This is a genomic window from Paenibacillus sp. JT22N1 (assembly GCF_059692155.1).
The window spans coordinates 16,603-31,729 of the sequence record NZ_JCAUAW010000011.1 but is presented as its reverse complement, the minus strand read 5'-3'; the positions used below and the strand labels follow the sequence as shown (position 1 = coordinate 31,729).

The 15,127-nt window shown below is 43.3% G+C and carries 17 protein-coding genes and 2 pseudogenes; 4 read left to right on the top strand and 15 right to left on the bottom strand.

Annotated elements, in window-relative coordinates:
* Positions 1-68: 68 nt before the first annotated feature.
* Positions 69-764 carry a class I SAM-dependent methyltransferase gene (locus AC58UU_RS20925; RefSeq protein WP_497318634.1) on the bottom strand — a complete coding sequence of 232 codons (696 nt, stop codon included), beginning with the start codon at positions 762-764 and terminating at the stop codon, positions 69-71.
* A gap of 248 nt (positions 765-1,012) precedes the next feature.
* Here AC58UU_RS20925 and AC58UU_RS20920 point away from each other — a divergent pair, with 248 nt between their 5' ends.
* Together AC58UU_RS20920 and AC58UU_RS20915 are read left to right on the top strand one after the other, a co-directional pair.
* Positions 1,013-1,447 (top strand): hypothetical protein, encoded by a 435-nt coding sequence (locus AC58UU_RS20920; protein WP_497318633.1) that lies wholly within the window; start codon positions 1,013-1,015, stop codon positions 1,445-1,447.
* Entirely contained in the window at positions 1,422-2,318 is an 897-nt protein-coding gene (locus AC58UU_RS20915; RefSeq protein ID WP_497318632.1) for a YitT family protein, read from the top strand. Before AC58UU_RS20920 ends, AC58UU_RS20915 begins: the two co-directional genes overlap by 26 nt.
* A gap of 381 nt (positions 2,319-2,699) precedes the next feature.
* Here the strand turns inward: AC58UU_RS20915 and AC58UU_RS20910 are convergent, their stop codons facing one another.
* From AC58UU_RS20910 to AC58UU_RS20900, 3 genes are all read right to left on the bottom strand, one after another.
* A complete protein-coding gene (locus AC58UU_RS20910) occupies positions 2,700-3,734 on the bottom strand; it encodes a Gfo/Idh/MocA family protein (protein WP_497318631.1) in 1,035 nt (344 codons plus the stop codon).
* Between the two features lie 136 nt (positions 3,735-3,870).
* Entirely contained in the window at positions 3,871-4,140 is a 270-nt protein-coding gene (locus AC58UU_RS20905) for an HPr family phosphocarrier protein (RefSeq protein WP_497318630.1), read from the bottom strand.
* 31 nt (positions 4,141-4,171) lie between these two features.
* Entirely contained in the window at positions 4,172-4,813 is a 642-nt protein-coding gene (locus AC58UU_RS20900) for a serine/threonine protein kinase (protein WP_497318629.1), read from the bottom strand.
* Positions 4,814-5,050: 237 nt separating this feature from the next.
* Between AC58UU_RS20900 and AC58UU_RS20895 the strand changes: the two genes are divergently transcribed.
* Together AC58UU_RS20895 and AC58UU_RS20890 are read left to right on the top strand one after the other, a co-directional pair.
* A complete protein-coding gene (locus AC58UU_RS20895) occupies positions 5,051-5,941 on the top strand; it encodes a cation diffusion facilitator family transporter (protein ID WP_497318628.1) in 891 nt (296 codons plus the stop codon).
* A gap of 76 nt (positions 5,942-6,017) precedes the next feature.
* On the top strand, positions 6,018-6,239 hold the full coding sequence (locus tag AC58UU_RS20890) for a hypothetical protein (protein WP_497318627.1): 222 nt from the start codon (positions 6,018-6,020) through the stop codon (positions 6,237-6,239).
* A gap of 184 nt (positions 6,240-6,423) precedes the next feature.
* Here the strand turns inward: AC58UU_RS20890 and msrB are convergent, their stop codons facing one another.
* From msrB to AC58UU_RS20835, 11 genes and pseudogenes are all read right to left on the bottom strand, one after another.
* Complete coding sequence (gene msrB / locus AC58UU_RS20885; protein ID WP_497318626.1) at positions 6,424-7,407, bottom strand: peptide-methionine (R)-S-oxide reductase MsrB; 984 nt, start codon at positions 7,405-7,407, stop codon at positions 6,424-6,426.
* A 108-nt stretch (positions 7,408-7,515) separates the two neighbouring features.
* Positions 7,516-8,448, bottom strand: a complete 933-nt coding sequence (locus AC58UU_RS20880; protein ID WP_171645501.1) for a manganese-dependent inorganic pyrophosphatase — start codon at positions 8,446-8,448, stop codon at positions 7,516-7,518.
* A gap of 587 nt (positions 8,449-9,035) precedes the next feature.
* Positions 9,036-9,893 (bottom strand): polysaccharide deacetylase family protein, encoded by an 858-nt coding sequence (locus tag AC58UU_RS20875; RefSeq protein WP_497318625.1) that lies wholly within the window; start codon positions 9,891-9,893, stop codon positions 9,036-9,038.
* Positions 9,894-10,077: 184 nt separating this feature from the next.
* On the bottom strand, positions 10,078-10,431 hold the full coding sequence (locus tag AC58UU_RS20870; protein ID WP_171645502.1) for a GIY-YIG nuclease family protein: 354 nt from the start codon (positions 10,429-10,431) through the stop codon (positions 10,078-10,080).
* Between the two features lie 35 nt (positions 10,432-10,466).
* Positions 10,467-11,222, bottom strand: coding sequence for a DUF2087 domain-containing protein (locus AC58UU_RS20865; protein ID WP_497318953.1), 756 nt, complete (start codon positions 11,220-11,222; stop codon positions 10,467-10,469).
* Positions 11,223-11,354: 132 nt separating this feature from the next.
* A complete protein-coding gene (locus AC58UU_RS20860; protein WP_497318624.1) occupies positions 11,355-11,804 on the bottom strand; it encodes a DUF6157 family protein in 450 nt (149 codons plus the stop codon).
* Between the two features lie 6 nt (positions 11,805-11,810).
* The gene (locus AC58UU_RS20855; RefSeq protein WP_497318623.1) at positions 11,811-12,359 is read right to left on the bottom strand and encodes a DUF1697 domain-containing protein; all 549 of its coding nucleotides are present in this window, start codon (positions 12,357-12,359) and stop codon (positions 11,811-11,813) included.
* 41 nt (positions 12,360-12,400) lie between these two features.
* Positions 12,401-13,248, bottom strand: a pseudogene (locus AC58UU_RS20850) (HAD-IIB family hydrolase).
* A 66-nt stretch (positions 13,249-13,314) separates the two neighbouring features.
* A complete protein-coding gene (locus AC58UU_RS20845; RefSeq protein WP_497318622.1) occupies positions 13,315-13,500 on the bottom strand; it encodes a metal-sensitive transcriptional regulator in 186 nt (61 codons plus the stop codon).
* Positions 13,475-13,756, bottom strand: a pseudogene (locus AC58UU_RS20840) (DsrE/DsrF/DrsH-like family protein); the annotation flags it as partial. The gene AC58UU_RS20845 and the pseudogene AC58UU_RS20840, both read right to left, overlap by 26 nt.
* Before the next feature lie 82 nt (positions 13,757-13,838).
* Positions 13,839-15,086, bottom strand: coding sequence for a TolB family protein (locus tag AC58UU_RS20835; protein WP_497318621.1), 1,248 nt, complete (start codon positions 15,084-15,086; stop codon positions 13,839-13,841).
* Positions 15,087-15,127: the final 41 nt, after the last annotated feature.

The window sequence follows — 15,127 nt, the reverse complement described above, 5'->3', positions numbered from 1 at the left end:
ACTTTAGGTCTATTGGACTATATCCATGAAAAATTGTCTATTATAAGTTATTACGATAATTTTTGGTGTTATAAATTGAAGTGTTTATACCAAATGCCTGCATGCTCAGGTACCACATGCCAATTATTTGCCCTTACTTGATTTCCAAAATCCTCTCCAAAGAAATACGAGGTTAACTGTACAGCCTCATTCACATCTTTAAACTTATAATCAGTAGCTAACGAGGTGTGCTCAAACCCATATTCGGTTTCTAACAAATGATAATAGGGTGCCAAATAATCATATCTCGTCGGTTCCGCAAACCCCGTTCCCAAAGTCTCCAGGATAATCACCGTACCGCCTGGTCTAAGAATGCGTCTAATTTCAGACATCATTTGTTTCAAATTATTCTCCCAATCCACATTATTCGAGCTAGCCAGATAACATAAGCTCCACCCTGCTACTACGAGATCCTTGCTAGTGTTCTCAAATGGCAGTGCTCTATGGTCAGAAACAATCGTTCGCCAGTTACTATTAGAAGATAATGTAGTTAACTTTTTTTCTAACACATTCAGCATGGCCTTGGAACTATCCAGACACCAAAGCGAATTGGCTTCTGCAGCCAGAAACATAGAAAGCCTTCCTGTCCCTGCCCCTAAGTCCACCACATCCAATTGTTCATAAGGCCTTATCTCATGAATCACCTTAGCTAAATTGGGTTGCTTACTAATTAATAGGTCGTATGTTTCTGCGTTATCTTGATAAATGTTATTATCTTTAGACATACTCATTCCTCCTTCAAGTTTTTCTAAGAATAAACCTTAACCTTAGGTTAAGGTCAAGCGCTAGAAGGAGTTTTGAGAAGGGATAAAACATTGAATACGCTTACAAGATAGACATCACAAATACACTCCAATCTTATCACGCAGTTCATGATTTGAAAATAAAAAAGGATACCGCTTTCAGGTTTGACTCAGTGGGACTGAAATGCTACAATTCAAACAAATTTGGTTGCAAATCATGATTGGAGGGAATGCTCCTGCATCATTTTAAACATAAATGGCAATGGACGATTTTGGTCTGGATCATTCTTGGGCTGTTCGTGTTTCCTTTGACACCGCCAATTTCACACCATTATTCTACCGATACCGATATTCTCGTTTTATCCAATACGACCCATGTCTTAACCGTTCAAGATCAACCGCCTACCAGAGAAACAATACGAGCTAACGAAGACCAGATTCAAAGACACGAGGATTATGACAAACAATATGAGATGACCGTATTTGTCGTTTTTATTGTTTTTATATTATCTAAAATATGGGAGAGATTAAAAGGTATCTTATTAGCTTTTCTTAAATTCATATCGGGTTACACGGGCCTCATTCCTTCATTTTTCATTAGAACCCAACTGAATGAAATTTGGAAAAGAGGAACCCTTCATGTCAAACTTATCAGCTGGAGCTGAACAAGCACGCTCCCAACATCAAAAAATAACCCGCCTTAAATTTATACGCAGAATTTTTTTCATGATCGTCGGATCTGCCTTATTTTCTATTGGTTTAGAAATTTTCTTAGTCCCCAACAATATTATTGATGGTGGCGTTGTAGGGATTTCAATCATCGTTTCTCATTTGACAAAAATCCCATTAGGCGTATTTCTCGTTATTTTGAATTTACCCTTCTTACTTTTAGGTTACAAACAAATCGGCAAAACATTTGCCATTTCTACCTTGTTCTCTGTTGTCCTTATGTCCATAGGAACCTCCCTACTGCATCCGGTACAAGCGATTACGATTGATCCTTTGCTAGCCGCAGTTTTCGGTGGAATCATACTTGGTATCGGTGTAGGATTAGTAATTCGCTCAGGCGGTTCACTTGATGGAACAGAAATTGTCGCCATTGTATTTAGTAAAAAATCGCCGTTCTCGGTCGGCGAAATCGTGATGTTTTTCAACTTTTTTATTCTCGCCAGCGCAGGCTTTGTCTTCGGTTGGGATCATGCGATGTACTCGCTCATTGCGTATTACATTGCCTTCAAAATGATTGATATCACCATCGAAGGCCTGGATCAATCCAAAGCCGTATGGATTATCAGCGATGAATCCGACAAAATTGGGGAAACCATAACGTTCCGACTAGGCCGCGGCGTAACCTACCTTAAGGGCGAAGGCGCATTTACAGGAGATGACAAGAAAGTGATCTTCAGCGTCATCACCCGACTAGAAGAAGCCAAGCTCAAGTCCATCTTGGACGAATTGGATCCCAAAGCTTTCCTCGCCATCGGCAATATCCATGATGTAAAAGGCGGCAGATTTAAAAAGAAAGATATTCATTAAAGGGAAATGACAAAGAAGAGGTTAAACAGAGCTTTCTGTTTAACCTCTTCTTTGATTTTTTGTACGATAGGGTCATGGCCTTAAGAGGATACAACCGGCTCCGGCGTTACGGAACTGCCCAAAAGTAACAATGAGAGCTATGTAAAACCAAGGTTGCCGCTAGGTCTCAGGTTGATGCAAAAAGTGCAGCTAATTTTGTCCAAACCGGGAATTTCGCGGGAGAACCTGCAAAAAGTGCAGCTAATTAGAAGTATTTAGCCCATTTCGGCTTAAAATATGGAAATTTGATGTACCAAATGCATATAAATTCCAATGGAAACGCATAAATCAACAAATTAATAAGTTACCCCTATCTCCTTTCAGCATCATCACCCACGCGTCCTAGTTCCAGTAGTTCCTCAGATCAACCTTCTGGCCAAGCTTTGCACTTTCGAGGGCGCCCAGAACCATCGCCATGCTTTTGATGTTGTCGCGGCAGTCCGTCTCCGCGCGGCGGCCTTCTTCCAGCGCCGCGAACATCTCGTCCAGACAGCCGGCGTGGCCGCTGCGGCCGGGCCAGTTCACTTCCGCGTCCACTCTCATGTAGTCGCGGATGAACTTGCCGGCTTGGTCGCCGGCGGCGACGATCTCGGCATACGGTGCGCCGCTTCCGTCCCACAGAGCAGTGCCCTGCTCGCCGGTCACACGCCAAGCCGCCTCCCAAGAGGTCGGCGCCCCTTCCGCGCACCAGGAGCCGCGGTAACAGAACACAGTGCCGTCTGACATCTCATAGATGCAGATGGCAGAGGCATTCCCGGCGTACCACGAGCCGGGCGGGTTGAATTCCTGGCAGTACACCGAAACGGGGTCTGCCCCAGTAATAAACCGAGCCTGATCGAAGGTATGGATCGCCATGTCTAGAATGAGCGGGCTTTCCATCGCTTCGCGAAAGCCCCCAAAATGCGGCCCCAAGAAGAAATCGGCGCCGACATAACCAACGCGGCCGATCGTGCCCGCGTTAACGATCTCCCGTAGCGCGCGGATGTTCGCGTCGTAGCGACGGTTCTGCATGACGGAGAATGATCTTCCCGTCCGCTCCGCCAGCTGCACTAGCTCACGCGCTTCCGCCATCGTGGCAGCCATCGGCTTCTCACCGAAGACGTCACATCCCTGCCGGAGTGCTGTACCGCACACCTGGAAATGGCTGGACGGAATCGTGATGTCCAGCACCAGATTAGCACCGCTTTCCTGAATAGCTTGCTCCAGATTGGTATAGATGCCGCAGGTAAGGCCATGACGGTCAGCCATGGCTTGTGCGAATTCCGTCTTAATATCAACAAGCGCGACAATGTCGCTATCCTCACGTTTTAACATATACTCGACCCATACATTCGCCATGCTGCCGCAACCAACGACCACGATGTGATACTTACTCATCTCGTACATTCCTCCAATATCATCCCTAAATTGCGTATAGCTACTTTATTACGCTTTATTTTATCCCTTTTTTTAGGGATATTCTCTATCCAATCTTGTGAGAATAGGGTCAAATATTGTGTTGAGTAATTAATTATTAATCCCCTCGGTATGGCTCAAACAAATCAAACATAAAGTGCATAGCCTCTTCTTCATCTTTGCCTTTTGTTAGCAATCGCAGTGTTGTTCCAGCTTTGATCGGGACTAGTAGCATACCCAGAAGACTTTTCACATCCACAATGTGGTGCTTATGGTCAAGATAGAAGTCTATTGTAATGTCCGAAATAAAATGAGAAGATTTTACAGAGATGGCCGATAAATCGCCTCGTTGTAAATCTGAATCGATCTCAAATTCATGTACTCTCATATATGAACCTTCCTTATAAATAAATTTCGGTTCAGTTGCTCTTCCTGCGATATTTCTTCCATTTGCGATAGCTTCTCCTAACTACATTCAAAGCAAAGTCGGGAATAGGCATTTTACGCACCCAAGGATAATAGAAACGGTCATAGGCGCTTTTTAAATCGTCCCACATCGGACAATATTCGCTTTTCATAAAGTCAGACACGTCGACTACTAATCCTCTGCCATCATTCATCATCACATTTTTCCCATGTACGTCATGTGGGTTTAGACCTCTACTAACTGCGTAAGCAAGTGCTTCATCAATGTCTGTAATGACCTGTCGTGGAATCGGAAGACCTCGATGTAAGCATTTGTATAAAGTAACTCCGCTCAAACGGCGCAGTACCAAATAATTGTCCCCTGCGTGCAAGCATTCTGAAAATGCGGGATGTTTTCCTAAACGTCGATAAACTTCTGTTTCCTCTTGGATGCCCGGTCTGCCTGGTGCATATACTTTAACCACAACCTCGGGATAATTCGGATGTGAGAGTACAGCTGCATAATTACCAGAGCCAACTACCTTCCATGGCTTAGGTATATAGTGTACGATAATTGGATCATAAGGTTGTTCACTGTAAAGCTCCAAATTCGGAAGCAATTGATGTTCAATTTCAATCAGCCAAGGCTTTAACATACTTCTATTTCTGCTCCCCTCCCATCAATTCTCATCCTACGTGCAGGTTACGGAACCATGGTTTGTTAATTACTGCTATGTGTGGTATTATACAAAGATATTTGTGTAAAGTGAAGTGTTGAACATGTCCTATTATAATTTGCTAGATTCCCATATAAAAAATGAAGCTAATCCCTTGACCCTTGGTCAAGGGATTTTTTTTCCTTGGGGAAACACTTCTGGAGGAGGTCATCATTGATGTACGACAACAACAAATCATCTTTTTGGGCAATATGGCTATCCCTCATCAGCAACATTATTCTCACCGCAATGAAAATCGTGATAGGTTTACTGTTTCATAGTGAGGTTTTATTAGCAGATGGGGTTCATAACGCAGGTGATATTATAGCCACGATCGCAGCACTCAGCGCGATGCAAATTTCCAAGCTTCCAGCCGATGAAGACCATCCCTATGGCCATGGCAAAGCAGAGGTGTTAGGTTCTGGATTTGTAGCTTTTATCCTTGCGCTAGCAGCCATTTATATTGCTTATCATTCTACAGTCGCGTTTTTCCACGAACCTTTAGCGCCAAGTTTAGTTGCTTTTATTGCTGCAGCTGTTTCTATGGCTTGGAAATATGTCCTCTATGCGTATACGATGCGGATTGGCAGCAGAACGAACAGTAAGGGGCTGATTGCTACAGCCAAGGATCACTTGGCCGATGTTTACGCCTCACTGGCGGCAGTTATTGGAATTGGATTGGCCTTTGTTGGTAAAACTTATAACATTCACTGGTTATCTTACGGAGATGCAGCGGCGGGAATTATCGTTTCATTATTGGTTTTGAAATTAGCTGTGGAAATGGGCAAGGAAGCCTTTGATGTCCTGATGGAGAAAACGGTGGATCAACAAAAGCTGCACCAGTATACGCAGTTAATCCAAGCAGTTCCACAGGTAAAACGAATTGATCGTATTCGCGCAAGGGAACACGGTCATTACATTTTAGTGGATGCCAGAGTTGCGATTCCAGGTGAGCTCACGGTCCAACAAGGTCATGATATCTCCCGTGCTATCAAGAAGTCCATTATGGAACAGCATGGTGACGTAGATGAAGTCCTTATCCATTTGAACCCTTGGTACAAAGAATGACTGTCCATTTTTCATTTTATTAAAATAAGTTTATAATGGGCTCAACAACACGAAAATAACAGAAAGCGGTGCTGTGATGTCAAGCAATGCTTATTATTTAATCTTTTCTGTCATTTTAATAGCGGCAGTTTTATTTACAGTGATCATTGGTCACTCCCGAACAAATAAAGTAGGTAATCCCGAATATGACAACAAAACCAAAGGCAATTGGTCTCGACTTACGCTTTTCTATGTAGTTGCTATTGCCCTTGGAGTACTTGCGCTGATTATTTATGTAGTTAACCGTACATCCTTGTAAATGAGAAAACCTCTATCGAGGCCATTCAAGGATGAGCGACCGCGTTTAGATGTAGTTTTTATCGCCAATAAGAAAGCGGTTTTCGGGAACCGAATACTTATACTTTCTTATGTGGACAAAAAAGACGCTAGCCAGGATCTTCATCCTGATTAGCGTCTTTTTTGTAAATCTCACCTGAAAGATCTTACTTCTCTTCAAAAAAACGAAGATAAGCGCCGTAGCCTTCCTTCTCCAGATCTGCTAACGGAATAAACCGAAGTGCGGCTGAATTAATGCAGTATCTGAGACCATTAGGCCCTGGACCATCATTAAACACGTGGCCTAGATGGGAATCAGCCTCATGGCTTCGCACCTCTGTACGTATCATGGAATGACTATGATCTGCTTTCTCCTTCACACTACCTTCGAATACCGGTTTCGTAAAGCTAGGCCAGCCACATCCCGAATCAAACTTGTCGTAGGAGCTGAATAATGGCTCGCCCGAAACGATGTCCACATACAAGCCCTTCTCATGAGAGTCCCAGAATTCATTCTCGAATGGCCGCTCTGTCCCATTATTTTGGGTTACTTCAAATTGAATCGGTGTTAATTTTTGCTTACGTTCCGCTTTATCCTGGGCTGTGTTCCAATGCTTCTCAATATAAGAATCACGTCCTGATCCTTTGCGGTAGGCCTTGTAATGCTGCGGATTTTTGTGATGATAGTCCTGATGATAATCTTCCCCAGGATAAAAGGCTTCAGCATCAATCCGAACAATCTCCGTCACGATGGGCCGATCGAATCGACCGCTATCCTGAAGTGCTTGCTTGGAAGCTTCCGCTTTCTCTTTCTGCTCGTCACTATGGGCAAAAATCCCAGTCCGGTAAGACGATCCGCGGTCATGGAACTGACCTCCTGCATCCGTGGGATCAATCTGACGCCAAAATGTATCAAGTAATTTATCATAAGGATATAATTCGGGGTCAAATGTAATTTGAACCGCTTCTGCATGTCCTGTTGTCTCTGAGCATACTTCCTTGTAAGTCGGATTGCTTGTGTGACCGCCAATATAACCTGACACAACGGATATAATACCTGGCAGTTCCTCAAATGGTGTAACCATACACCAGAAACATCCACCAGCAAAAGTTGCCTTTTCATAATTGTCTTGTTGAACGTTATCAACCATTTCTGCTTCACCTCTTCCTTTCGAATCCCTTCTATCATACCAAAAAATGATCGAACAACCAAAAGACACCGTTCATCCAGAACGGTGTCTTCGTAATAAAGCTGATTCCTACAGGTTATTGAAGATATCCGTAAGAACAGGAACGATTTGAGATTTACGTGAAACTACGCCTTTGAGCAGCGCTTTGTTGTCTACAAGTGTAACGTTGTAAGCTTTCTCTACAGCATCTGCTTTGCGTCCAAGAGCAAGACCAACGGAATCATTGTTAAGAATGTCTGTAACAACAAACAAGAACAAGTCCAGGTTTTTCTCAGCGATGATGGCATTAAGCGCGGATTCAATCTCAGCTTGCTGGGAAAGAACATCATTAACATCAACCGCATTCACTTGTGCGATTTCAGCTTTGTAGCTGCCCATTTGGAATTCTTTTGCGTCCAAAGAAATCAACTGTGCAACTGTTTTGTCACTTAGATCTGCTCCGGCTTTCAACATTTCCAGACCATAAGTCTCAGCGTCAACGCCAGCAATTGCAGCAAGTTCACGAGCAGCGGCAACATCTTGCTCCGTGCAAGTCGGGGATTTGAACAACAAGGAATCTGAAATGATAGCTGAAAGCATCAAACCTGCGATGTCTTTGTCGATGGAAACTCCGTTTTCTTTGTACAATTTATTTAGGATGGTCGCTGTGCAACCAACTGGCTCTGCGCGGTAGTAAAGCGGGTGGCTAGTCTCGAAGTTAGCAATACGGTGGTGGTCAATTACTTCCACAACACGTACTTGATCGATGTCTGAAGCACTTTGTTGACGCTCAACATGGTCTACCAAGATGACATTAGCTGCTTCATTCGCTACAGTCTCAACTTGACGAGGCGCTGCAACTTTAAAAGTATCCAAAGCATATTGAGTTTCACCATTCACGCTGCCAAGACGAACAGCCTCAACCTCTTGGCCTAATTTCGTTTTCAGTGCAGCATAAGCAATTGCTGATGTGATTGAATCAGTGTCCGGATTTTTATGTCCGAAAATAAGTGTTTTTGACATTGTACGACTCCTTAACCGAAATAGTGTAGTTAGAGCTTATAATCTCTATTTACGATTATACTAAAAAATCTCGGTAAATCCACTACTAAACCAAAAGCTTTAGTGTGAATTAAAAAAATGGACTGAAATTAGTTTAGTAAGAGCTGTTAGACTCAGGATAAACGGCTTATGGCTGATTCAAATAATGATTGGCTAAAGCAATGTTTAGTTCAAAATAATGTTTGGTTCTAGTTGTTGTATTTTGTACAACAATAGGCAAGGAAATCCGAGTAAACCACGCGATTGTTGCATAAAATACAACTTTTTCTCTCAAAAGTAGCTCCATAGCGTGAAATAAGGATTAATTGTTGTACTGCATACAACATTGATAGCTGTGTGAGAAGAAATCGACGAGAATTGTTGTACGATTTACAACTTTACCTCAACTAAACAAAGAAAGGGCTATCAAAACTGGCTTCCTCCTCCACCTTCTCCTTCTAACCGAAACAAAACACATTCTAAAAATTCACTTTCACAAACTCACTCAGCCAACCAAGCTAAATAAGCAAACTATGCTTTCCATGCTATCCAATAAGGGTAAGCTTTACCTACCACAAACCTCGGAGACGAGATAAGGCAACTAGACTGATTGACTCTACGGGGGTTACTTTAGTTCTTTTTCCCGAATTTGAAAGCTTCTGAACCCAAGTAGCGAAATCATCTACGCCATTAACGACAATTCGACTTAGTTCATATGGCGATTGGGTCGACGAAGCATATCCTTCCTTCGTTGTAAAGGCATAGCGGTATGCCTCCTCTTTTAAGATCTTCAACGTAGCTTCGTTGTACTCGCCAAACGGATAAGCAAAAACATCAGCGCTCTTCCCAATCGCTTGCTCAATACGTCGGCGCGATTCCGTGATCTCCTCGCGCTGCTGTTCAATGCTGAGCTGTGGGAGATGCGGATGTGTCATGCTATGCGACGCTATGTCCCACCCCGCCGCGCTCAGCTCTTGCACTTGTGGCCAGCTCAAGTAGCCTGGCTGGCCAATGAATCCTGGCGACAGGAACAGCGTCGCCGGAAAGCCATGCCGCTGGAGGATCGGCATCGCCACCTCAGCATTGTTCGCGTAGCCGTCATCGAACGTGAGCAGCACGGGCCTTTCCGGTGACGGCTGTTTCTTCTCGATGATGTGCGCGAAGTCGCCAAGCGTCAACGGGGTGTAGTGATTCACAGCCAAATAATCCATTTGGCGCGCGAACATATCGGGGTGGAGCACGTACGTGTTCCCTTGCTCCACCCCGATGCTGTGGTAGTTCAGCACGGGAATCGCGATCGCGTGCTGCTGCTCTTCCGCCGCGACCTGGGACGCGGATGCTCGGGTTGCTGCTGGCACGAAGTAAGCCAGTAAGAGCCACACAATCGCGAACGTTCGCACAATTCGCAAATATTTATTAGTCCCCATATTATTCATACTCCACACATCTCATTCAAGTATTCTCCTATACTTCGCTGGAATCACATAACACCAGCATATTCTACTCAGCTTCTCCTTCCCCTAAGGCTAGTATGCATACATTACAAGTAACATACCAAAAAGAGGTTCAGCAAAATCCCTGCTAAACCTCTTTCATACTTACATCAAATCTCTAAGCCTTCCGCTTATTATAACCGCGATCCTCATATGGCTGGAGCTCCTCAAGCCACTTCTCTTCCAGCTTTTTCAGCGCATCGTTTTCGTCGAAGTAACCGGTCTCCTTCACTTTCAGCACTTCTAAAACCTCAAGCACGAAGGCATCGCCACCAAATTCGTTCCAATCCTTCTGAAGAAACTGATTCCGATGCGTGCCCATTTGTAGTTCCATTAGCTTCCCGTTCATAGATTTTAAATTCTTCGTGCTTATAACCCACAACTTTCCATTAATCGTATTCCGGACTTGAAATACACCGGCTTCCTTCTTCGTTTCTTTATATTGCTGCTGCAGCTCTTGTCTACGATTCATCTCGTTGGTCTCCTTTTTATTCATGTTGTTCATATTCATCCTTTCAGCCAATATTGACTTCCGTCTGGTTGTCGATCGAGAAAGCCATATTCAATCAAATATCTGCGTATTTTGGCATAGTCGTGAAAGACTGGCTTGATCATCTCGTTTACTTCCTTTTCTCCATAAAAGCGATCCTGCTCAAATCGTTTGGCAATTTCACGCAGCACAACGACTTTATGCTTTTCTTGCTGTGAAAATGAGACTAGTTCACCTAACGTACCATCAGGGAAATACTTCTTAACGATCTTCTCGTACTCATCTTCCGTAATATTGTATCGTTCATCCACCATCTTGGCCGATTTATGAATCTCTACAAAAGCTGGCGCATGCTGGTCCTTCTCTTTCAACAGCTCCATCATCGTCACAAAAATCTTGGCTTGGCGCTCTTTTTCCTTCAATCCAAATCGATGATTCCGAATCGTTGAGGCACTGCCAATGCCCAATTCCTTTTGGATTTCACTATCGCTCTTTCCTTCATAGAAAAGCTGAAGCAAACTATTCTGATGATCAGTCAGACCGGTAAGCTTTTTATCCAACCCGATAAAATATTGAAAGACAGATCCATGCGCATGCCCAATATGCCATTTCAGATAACGCTCTGCCTCATACAAGACACCATCTTGGGGATAAATAATTCCCGCTTCCGTTCTCTTGCCGCAAAGTAAACAAATATAACCATCATCTTCCTGTACATAGCCACGTTTCCACTCATCGAGTGAGGCTTTCCAGAACATTTCAGACATCTCCAGAGCAAACACTCCCCAATAAAGTTTATTATATACTAGACATTATATTATTTTGTTTATTAAATTGTCAAACTTTAGCACAAAAAAAGAATCCCTTTCAGATAAAAGGATTCCTTGTTTCTCTTCCTATTTCATTCACCCACGAGAATTTCTCATCGCAAATAATAACTTTAGACCATCTTCAAGCCCCGTACCTGCTTCAACAAATTGCTGGTAGGCTTCGGATTCCATGGGATAAATCGCAATTTTGCCTTCTTCATTGTAATGTACACCCCAACCGTGCTTTTTGGGGAGCATGGATGCTCTTAAACAAGGGTGGTTTTTAGAAAAAAGCTCCTCACGAATTTCATCACTACGAGCTTCGATTTCACTCTGAGGGATTTGCTTATGTTGCAAATAGACTTCATAAATAAGCTCGCCTTGGGTATATTTGTAAGGATTCTGAGAAAGCAGCTCGTATTGGATCAAGTGAGCGGTTTTACTATCCTTTTTCATGGAAGGAACAATTCCTACTTCAACTGGACAGTCAGCAGAAACCTGTATAAATGTATCCTTATAACTCATATGTGCATCATCATAGGCCATCTTGGTTTAACTCCCTCCTTCTGCAAGTTGAATCAATTTATTCACGGTCTCCCAGTTCCTTGTTGTCGCGGATACACCTAGCTTCTTCTCGATAAAATTGTTGCTGAACTTTGATTCTCCGTAGTTTTTACGAATGAGTAAATATACGGTGAGCCCTTTGACGCGGAACTCGTCCACTTCATTTTGAAAGGCTTCTAATTTTGCGATAGCCGCATCGGTTGCTGAATGAGATAATAAGGTAACATATCTTTGTTCATTCGCTTCTGTATTGACTATTTGGTAAGGGCTATTCTCTACAACCTCGTGCAATTCCTCTAATGTTCGGATAACGACAGGAATATCGAAGGTAAGTTGAACCTTGAGCTCACTCACAATTCGATCACGTACGAACGCAGGGTCATCTTCCTCACTATCAAAAATGACGTTACCGCTTTGTATATACGTGATCACATTTTTATAATCCATAGATTCAAAAATGCTTCGCAGCTTTTCCATCTTAATAATCTTCTGTCCGCTGACATTAATTCCGCGCAAAAGCGCAATATACCTCGGCATCGCTTAACCTCACAACATTTTTTGATTCCATTATACACCAATTATGGATTATTTGCTTTCATTCTAGCCTCGATAAAGGCAGCAACACCATCTTCTTCATTACTTTGAACAATTTCATCCGCCATATCCAAAATTTCAGGATGCGCATTGGCAACGGCAACCTGCGACCTGCCGCTAGAAACATGCCGACATCATTCAGATTGTCTCCAAAAACGGTGACATCCGCAGAGCTGCATCCCACATGCTTTGCCCACAAAAGCAATCCATTCTGCTTATTCGCTTGTGTATGGCTGAATTCGAGAAAATAATGATTATCGATATAGTTATCTTTCATAAAATGAATGTGAACCTGTGATCCGAGTGCAGCAATTACCGCTTCTTTCAAGGGAGCAAGCTCATCAATCAAACCAATGTAGGTTAGAATTAGGGGACGTAATGTATCAGGACATGCCAACTCCTCAACTTCACTGAATCTCGGATCGTTAGGTCTGCTGGCTGCAAACTGTAGATCCCCTGTCCTACCAAGCTTTTCATGTAGTACTCGCTCCTTATCCTCGTGATCTAAAGCAAACAGAAGAGGGACTAGGCCGATTGATTTTCCGATCAGTAAAAGGGTTTTCGTTGTCTTTGGATCAAGCCAAAATCCGTCCAGCACACATTTCTCAATAGGGTCGAATAGTAATGCCCCATTGTAGAGCACAAGCGGATGGGACCATGGAATTTGGGAAACGACGTCGTTTGAACTTTGATAGCTTCGGGCAGTGGCGTAACTAATAATGGCACCCTCCGCTATAGCTCGACTCATTATTCGTATCGTATACTCCGACGGAGTGGCATTAGATCGAAGTAAGGTACCATCTAAATCTGTTAAATAATAGCCTTTGTTCATGGGGTTACTCCTTCTTCCGTTATAAGCCCTGACACTCAACTTCACAATACGATGGAGTATCCTTTTTTATCTACTCTTGACGAGAAGTTCGACGGCTTCTTGGATCACCTTGTCTGGCGAATTCCCCTTCTCAAGCTCTTCATGGATACAGTGCTGTAGATTAGAGCTGATGACAACACCGATCGTTCTATCTACAGCCGTTATCGTATTCCATTCTCTTCTCTCCTTAGATAAAGAGATTGAGTCCGGCATCCTCCGCATCGCCCAAGTAGCTGGCTACACCGGCATAATCAATGCCATCGATCAACTCTTCCCGTTTAATACCCATTATATCCATACTCATCGTACAAGCAATTAATTTCACGCCGGCTTGGATGACACCTTGCATGAGTGACTCAAGTGACTCGACATTTTTCTGCTTCATAACATGTCTAATCATCTTAGCGCCCATGCCTCCCATATTCATTTTGGATAAAGGCAATTTTCTGGTTCCTTTGGGCATCATCATGCTGCAGGGCAAAGAAGCAGGCCGCCTTTGGGTTTGGGCGACCTGCTTCTAACTGAATACTTCAGGGATTCCTCATTTTTGCTTATTTTCGAATAAAAAAACTCAGTACCGTATTCCAGTTCCGCTGCTCGTAGTAGTTGGCCCCAAGGTCTATGTTTTCGATCCAAATTTCAGCATTTGTGCTATGAGAACTGGTGACCATGACATTGGATATGCTGCGATTGGATCTAATCCATGCCAACTGGTGTGAGGGTAGTGAGATGGGATTAAAATCACCATAAGTTTCCGAGTGCTGTGTTATAAGCTTCTGTTGTTGACTCTTCAGCTTCACATTAACCAAATAGGGAAACTGCCGTTTGGCTGGGTCGATCGACCATTCCGCTTCTTTGGATCTTGAAGTAATGATATTTCGGAGACCATACCAAGTGAAGCTTTGCTCGACATATCCCCTGGGTGTGTAGGAAACAGATTTCCCTACAGGAAGCCGCAAAACTTTCAAATGTTTATTCGTTGTAGCTTCTCTTCCGACACCTTCGATATAAGCAAGCTTCTCATCTTTGCTCGCCCACTCAAACCACATCTCGTTGCTAACCATTTGATCAATTGTTTTGAAAACTGAACCGTCTGCGGATAACACACACAGTGTATTGCTATCGGCAGACAACGATGCGGTAGGCTTAGCTAAGAAAGCAATCCAACGTTCGTTTGCAGACCATTTGAAGATGCTGGTGTCCACAGCAAAAAAATCATCAGATTGCTTGGGCAGGACATACAACGTCTTAATGAGGTTAGGATCGGCATTTGCGGTTAATGGAATTTTCATTATTCGTATCGGTGTCCATCCATCGTGTAAAAGCTTAGCAGCTGTTGAAACTAAGAATCCGCTTCCATCCGGATACCAGGAATAATTCCCGATACCGTCTGCCACCTTCACCGGTTTTGCAAGTTCATCTGAATCAATCCAATTAAGCTGCTGCGCGGTTAAAAATGCGAGAGAATTCCGGTTAGGTTGCCATTGAAAGTTCCTTCCTCCTTCATGTGCAACGAGATGACTTTGTCCGGTTTGAACCTGTAATAACCACAGCTCCTGTTCATTTTCGCCATTTGTGTAAGCTATCCACTGGCCGTCATAAGACCATTTCGGGTTTAATATATATGCTCCTCGGGTTTGTTGTCTTTCGTTGTTACCGGCTTTAATCCATAGATCACCATTTCGAACGAATGCTGCTTTCAGCAGTTCAGCGGGCTTTTTTGCATAAATAGTCGTACTATTCGTTATGATGAGTACTACAGCCGCTATGGCAAGAATGGTATTTCTAAAAGCTCTCATGATTTTCCTCCTTATGGTAACTTACCTTTTACGATTTCCTT

Coding starts and splice junctions, on each gene's coding strand:
- AC58UU_RS20895 (WP_497318628.1), top strand. CDS start 5,051: ATGTACGACAACAACAAATCATCTTTTTGGGCAATATGGCTATCCCTC.
- msrB (WP_497318626.1), bottom strand. CDS start 7,407: ATGGTTGATAACGTTCAACAAGACAATTATGAAAAGGCAACTTTTGCT.
- AC58UU_RS20890 (WP_497318627.1), top strand. CDS start 6,018: ATGTCAAGCAATGCTTATTATTTAATCTTTTCTGTCATTTTAATAGCG.
- AC58UU_RS20900 (WP_497318629.1), bottom strand. CDS start 4,813: ATGTTAAAGCCTTGGCTGATTGAAATTGAACATCAATTGCTTCCGAAT.
- AC58UU_RS20845 (WP_497318622.1), bottom strand. CDS start 13,500: ATGCCGGACTCAATCTCTTTATCTAAGGAGAGAAGAGAATGGAATACG.
- AC58UU_RS20910 (WP_497318631.1), bottom strand. CDS start 3,734: ATGAGTAAGTATCACATCGTGGTCGTTGGTTGCGGCAGCATGGCGAAT.
- AC58UU_RS20905 (WP_497318630.1), bottom strand. CDS start 4,140: ATGAGAGTACATGAATTTGAGATCGATTCAGATTTACAACGAGGCGAT.
- AC58UU_RS20870 (WP_171645502.1), bottom strand. CDS start 10,431: ATGAATCGTAGACAAGAGCTGCAGCAGCAATATAAAGAAACGAAGAAG.
- AC58UU_RS20835 (WP_497318621.1), bottom strand. CDS start 15,086: ATGAGAGCTTTTAGAAATACCATTCTTGCCATAGCGGCTGTAGTACTC.
- AC58UU_RS20855 (WP_497318623.1), bottom strand. CDS start 12,359: ATGCCGAGGTATATTGCGCTTTTGCGCGGAATTAATGTCAGCGGACAG.
- AC58UU_RS20915 (WP_497318632.1), top strand. CDS start 1,422: ATGTCAAACTTATCAGCTGGAGCTGAACAAGCACGCTCCCAACATCAA.
- AC58UU_RS20875 (WP_497318625.1), bottom strand. CDS start 9,893: ATGGGGACTAATAAATATTTGCGAATTGTGCGAACGTTCGCGATTGTG.
- AC58UU_RS20920 (WP_497318633.1), top strand. CDS start 1,013: ATGCTCCTGCATCATTTTAAACATAAATGGCAATGGACGATTTTGGTC.
- AC58UU_RS20860 (WP_497318624.1), bottom strand. CDS start 11,804: ATGGCCTATGATGATGCACATATGAGTTATAAGGATACATTTATACAG.
- AC58UU_RS20925 (WP_497318634.1), bottom strand. CDS start 764: ATGTCTAAAGATAATAACATTTATCAAGATAACGCAGAAACATACGAC.
- AC58UU_RS20880 (WP_171645501.1), bottom strand. CDS start 8,448: ATGTCAAAAACACTTATTTTCGGACATAAAAATCCGGACACTGATTCA.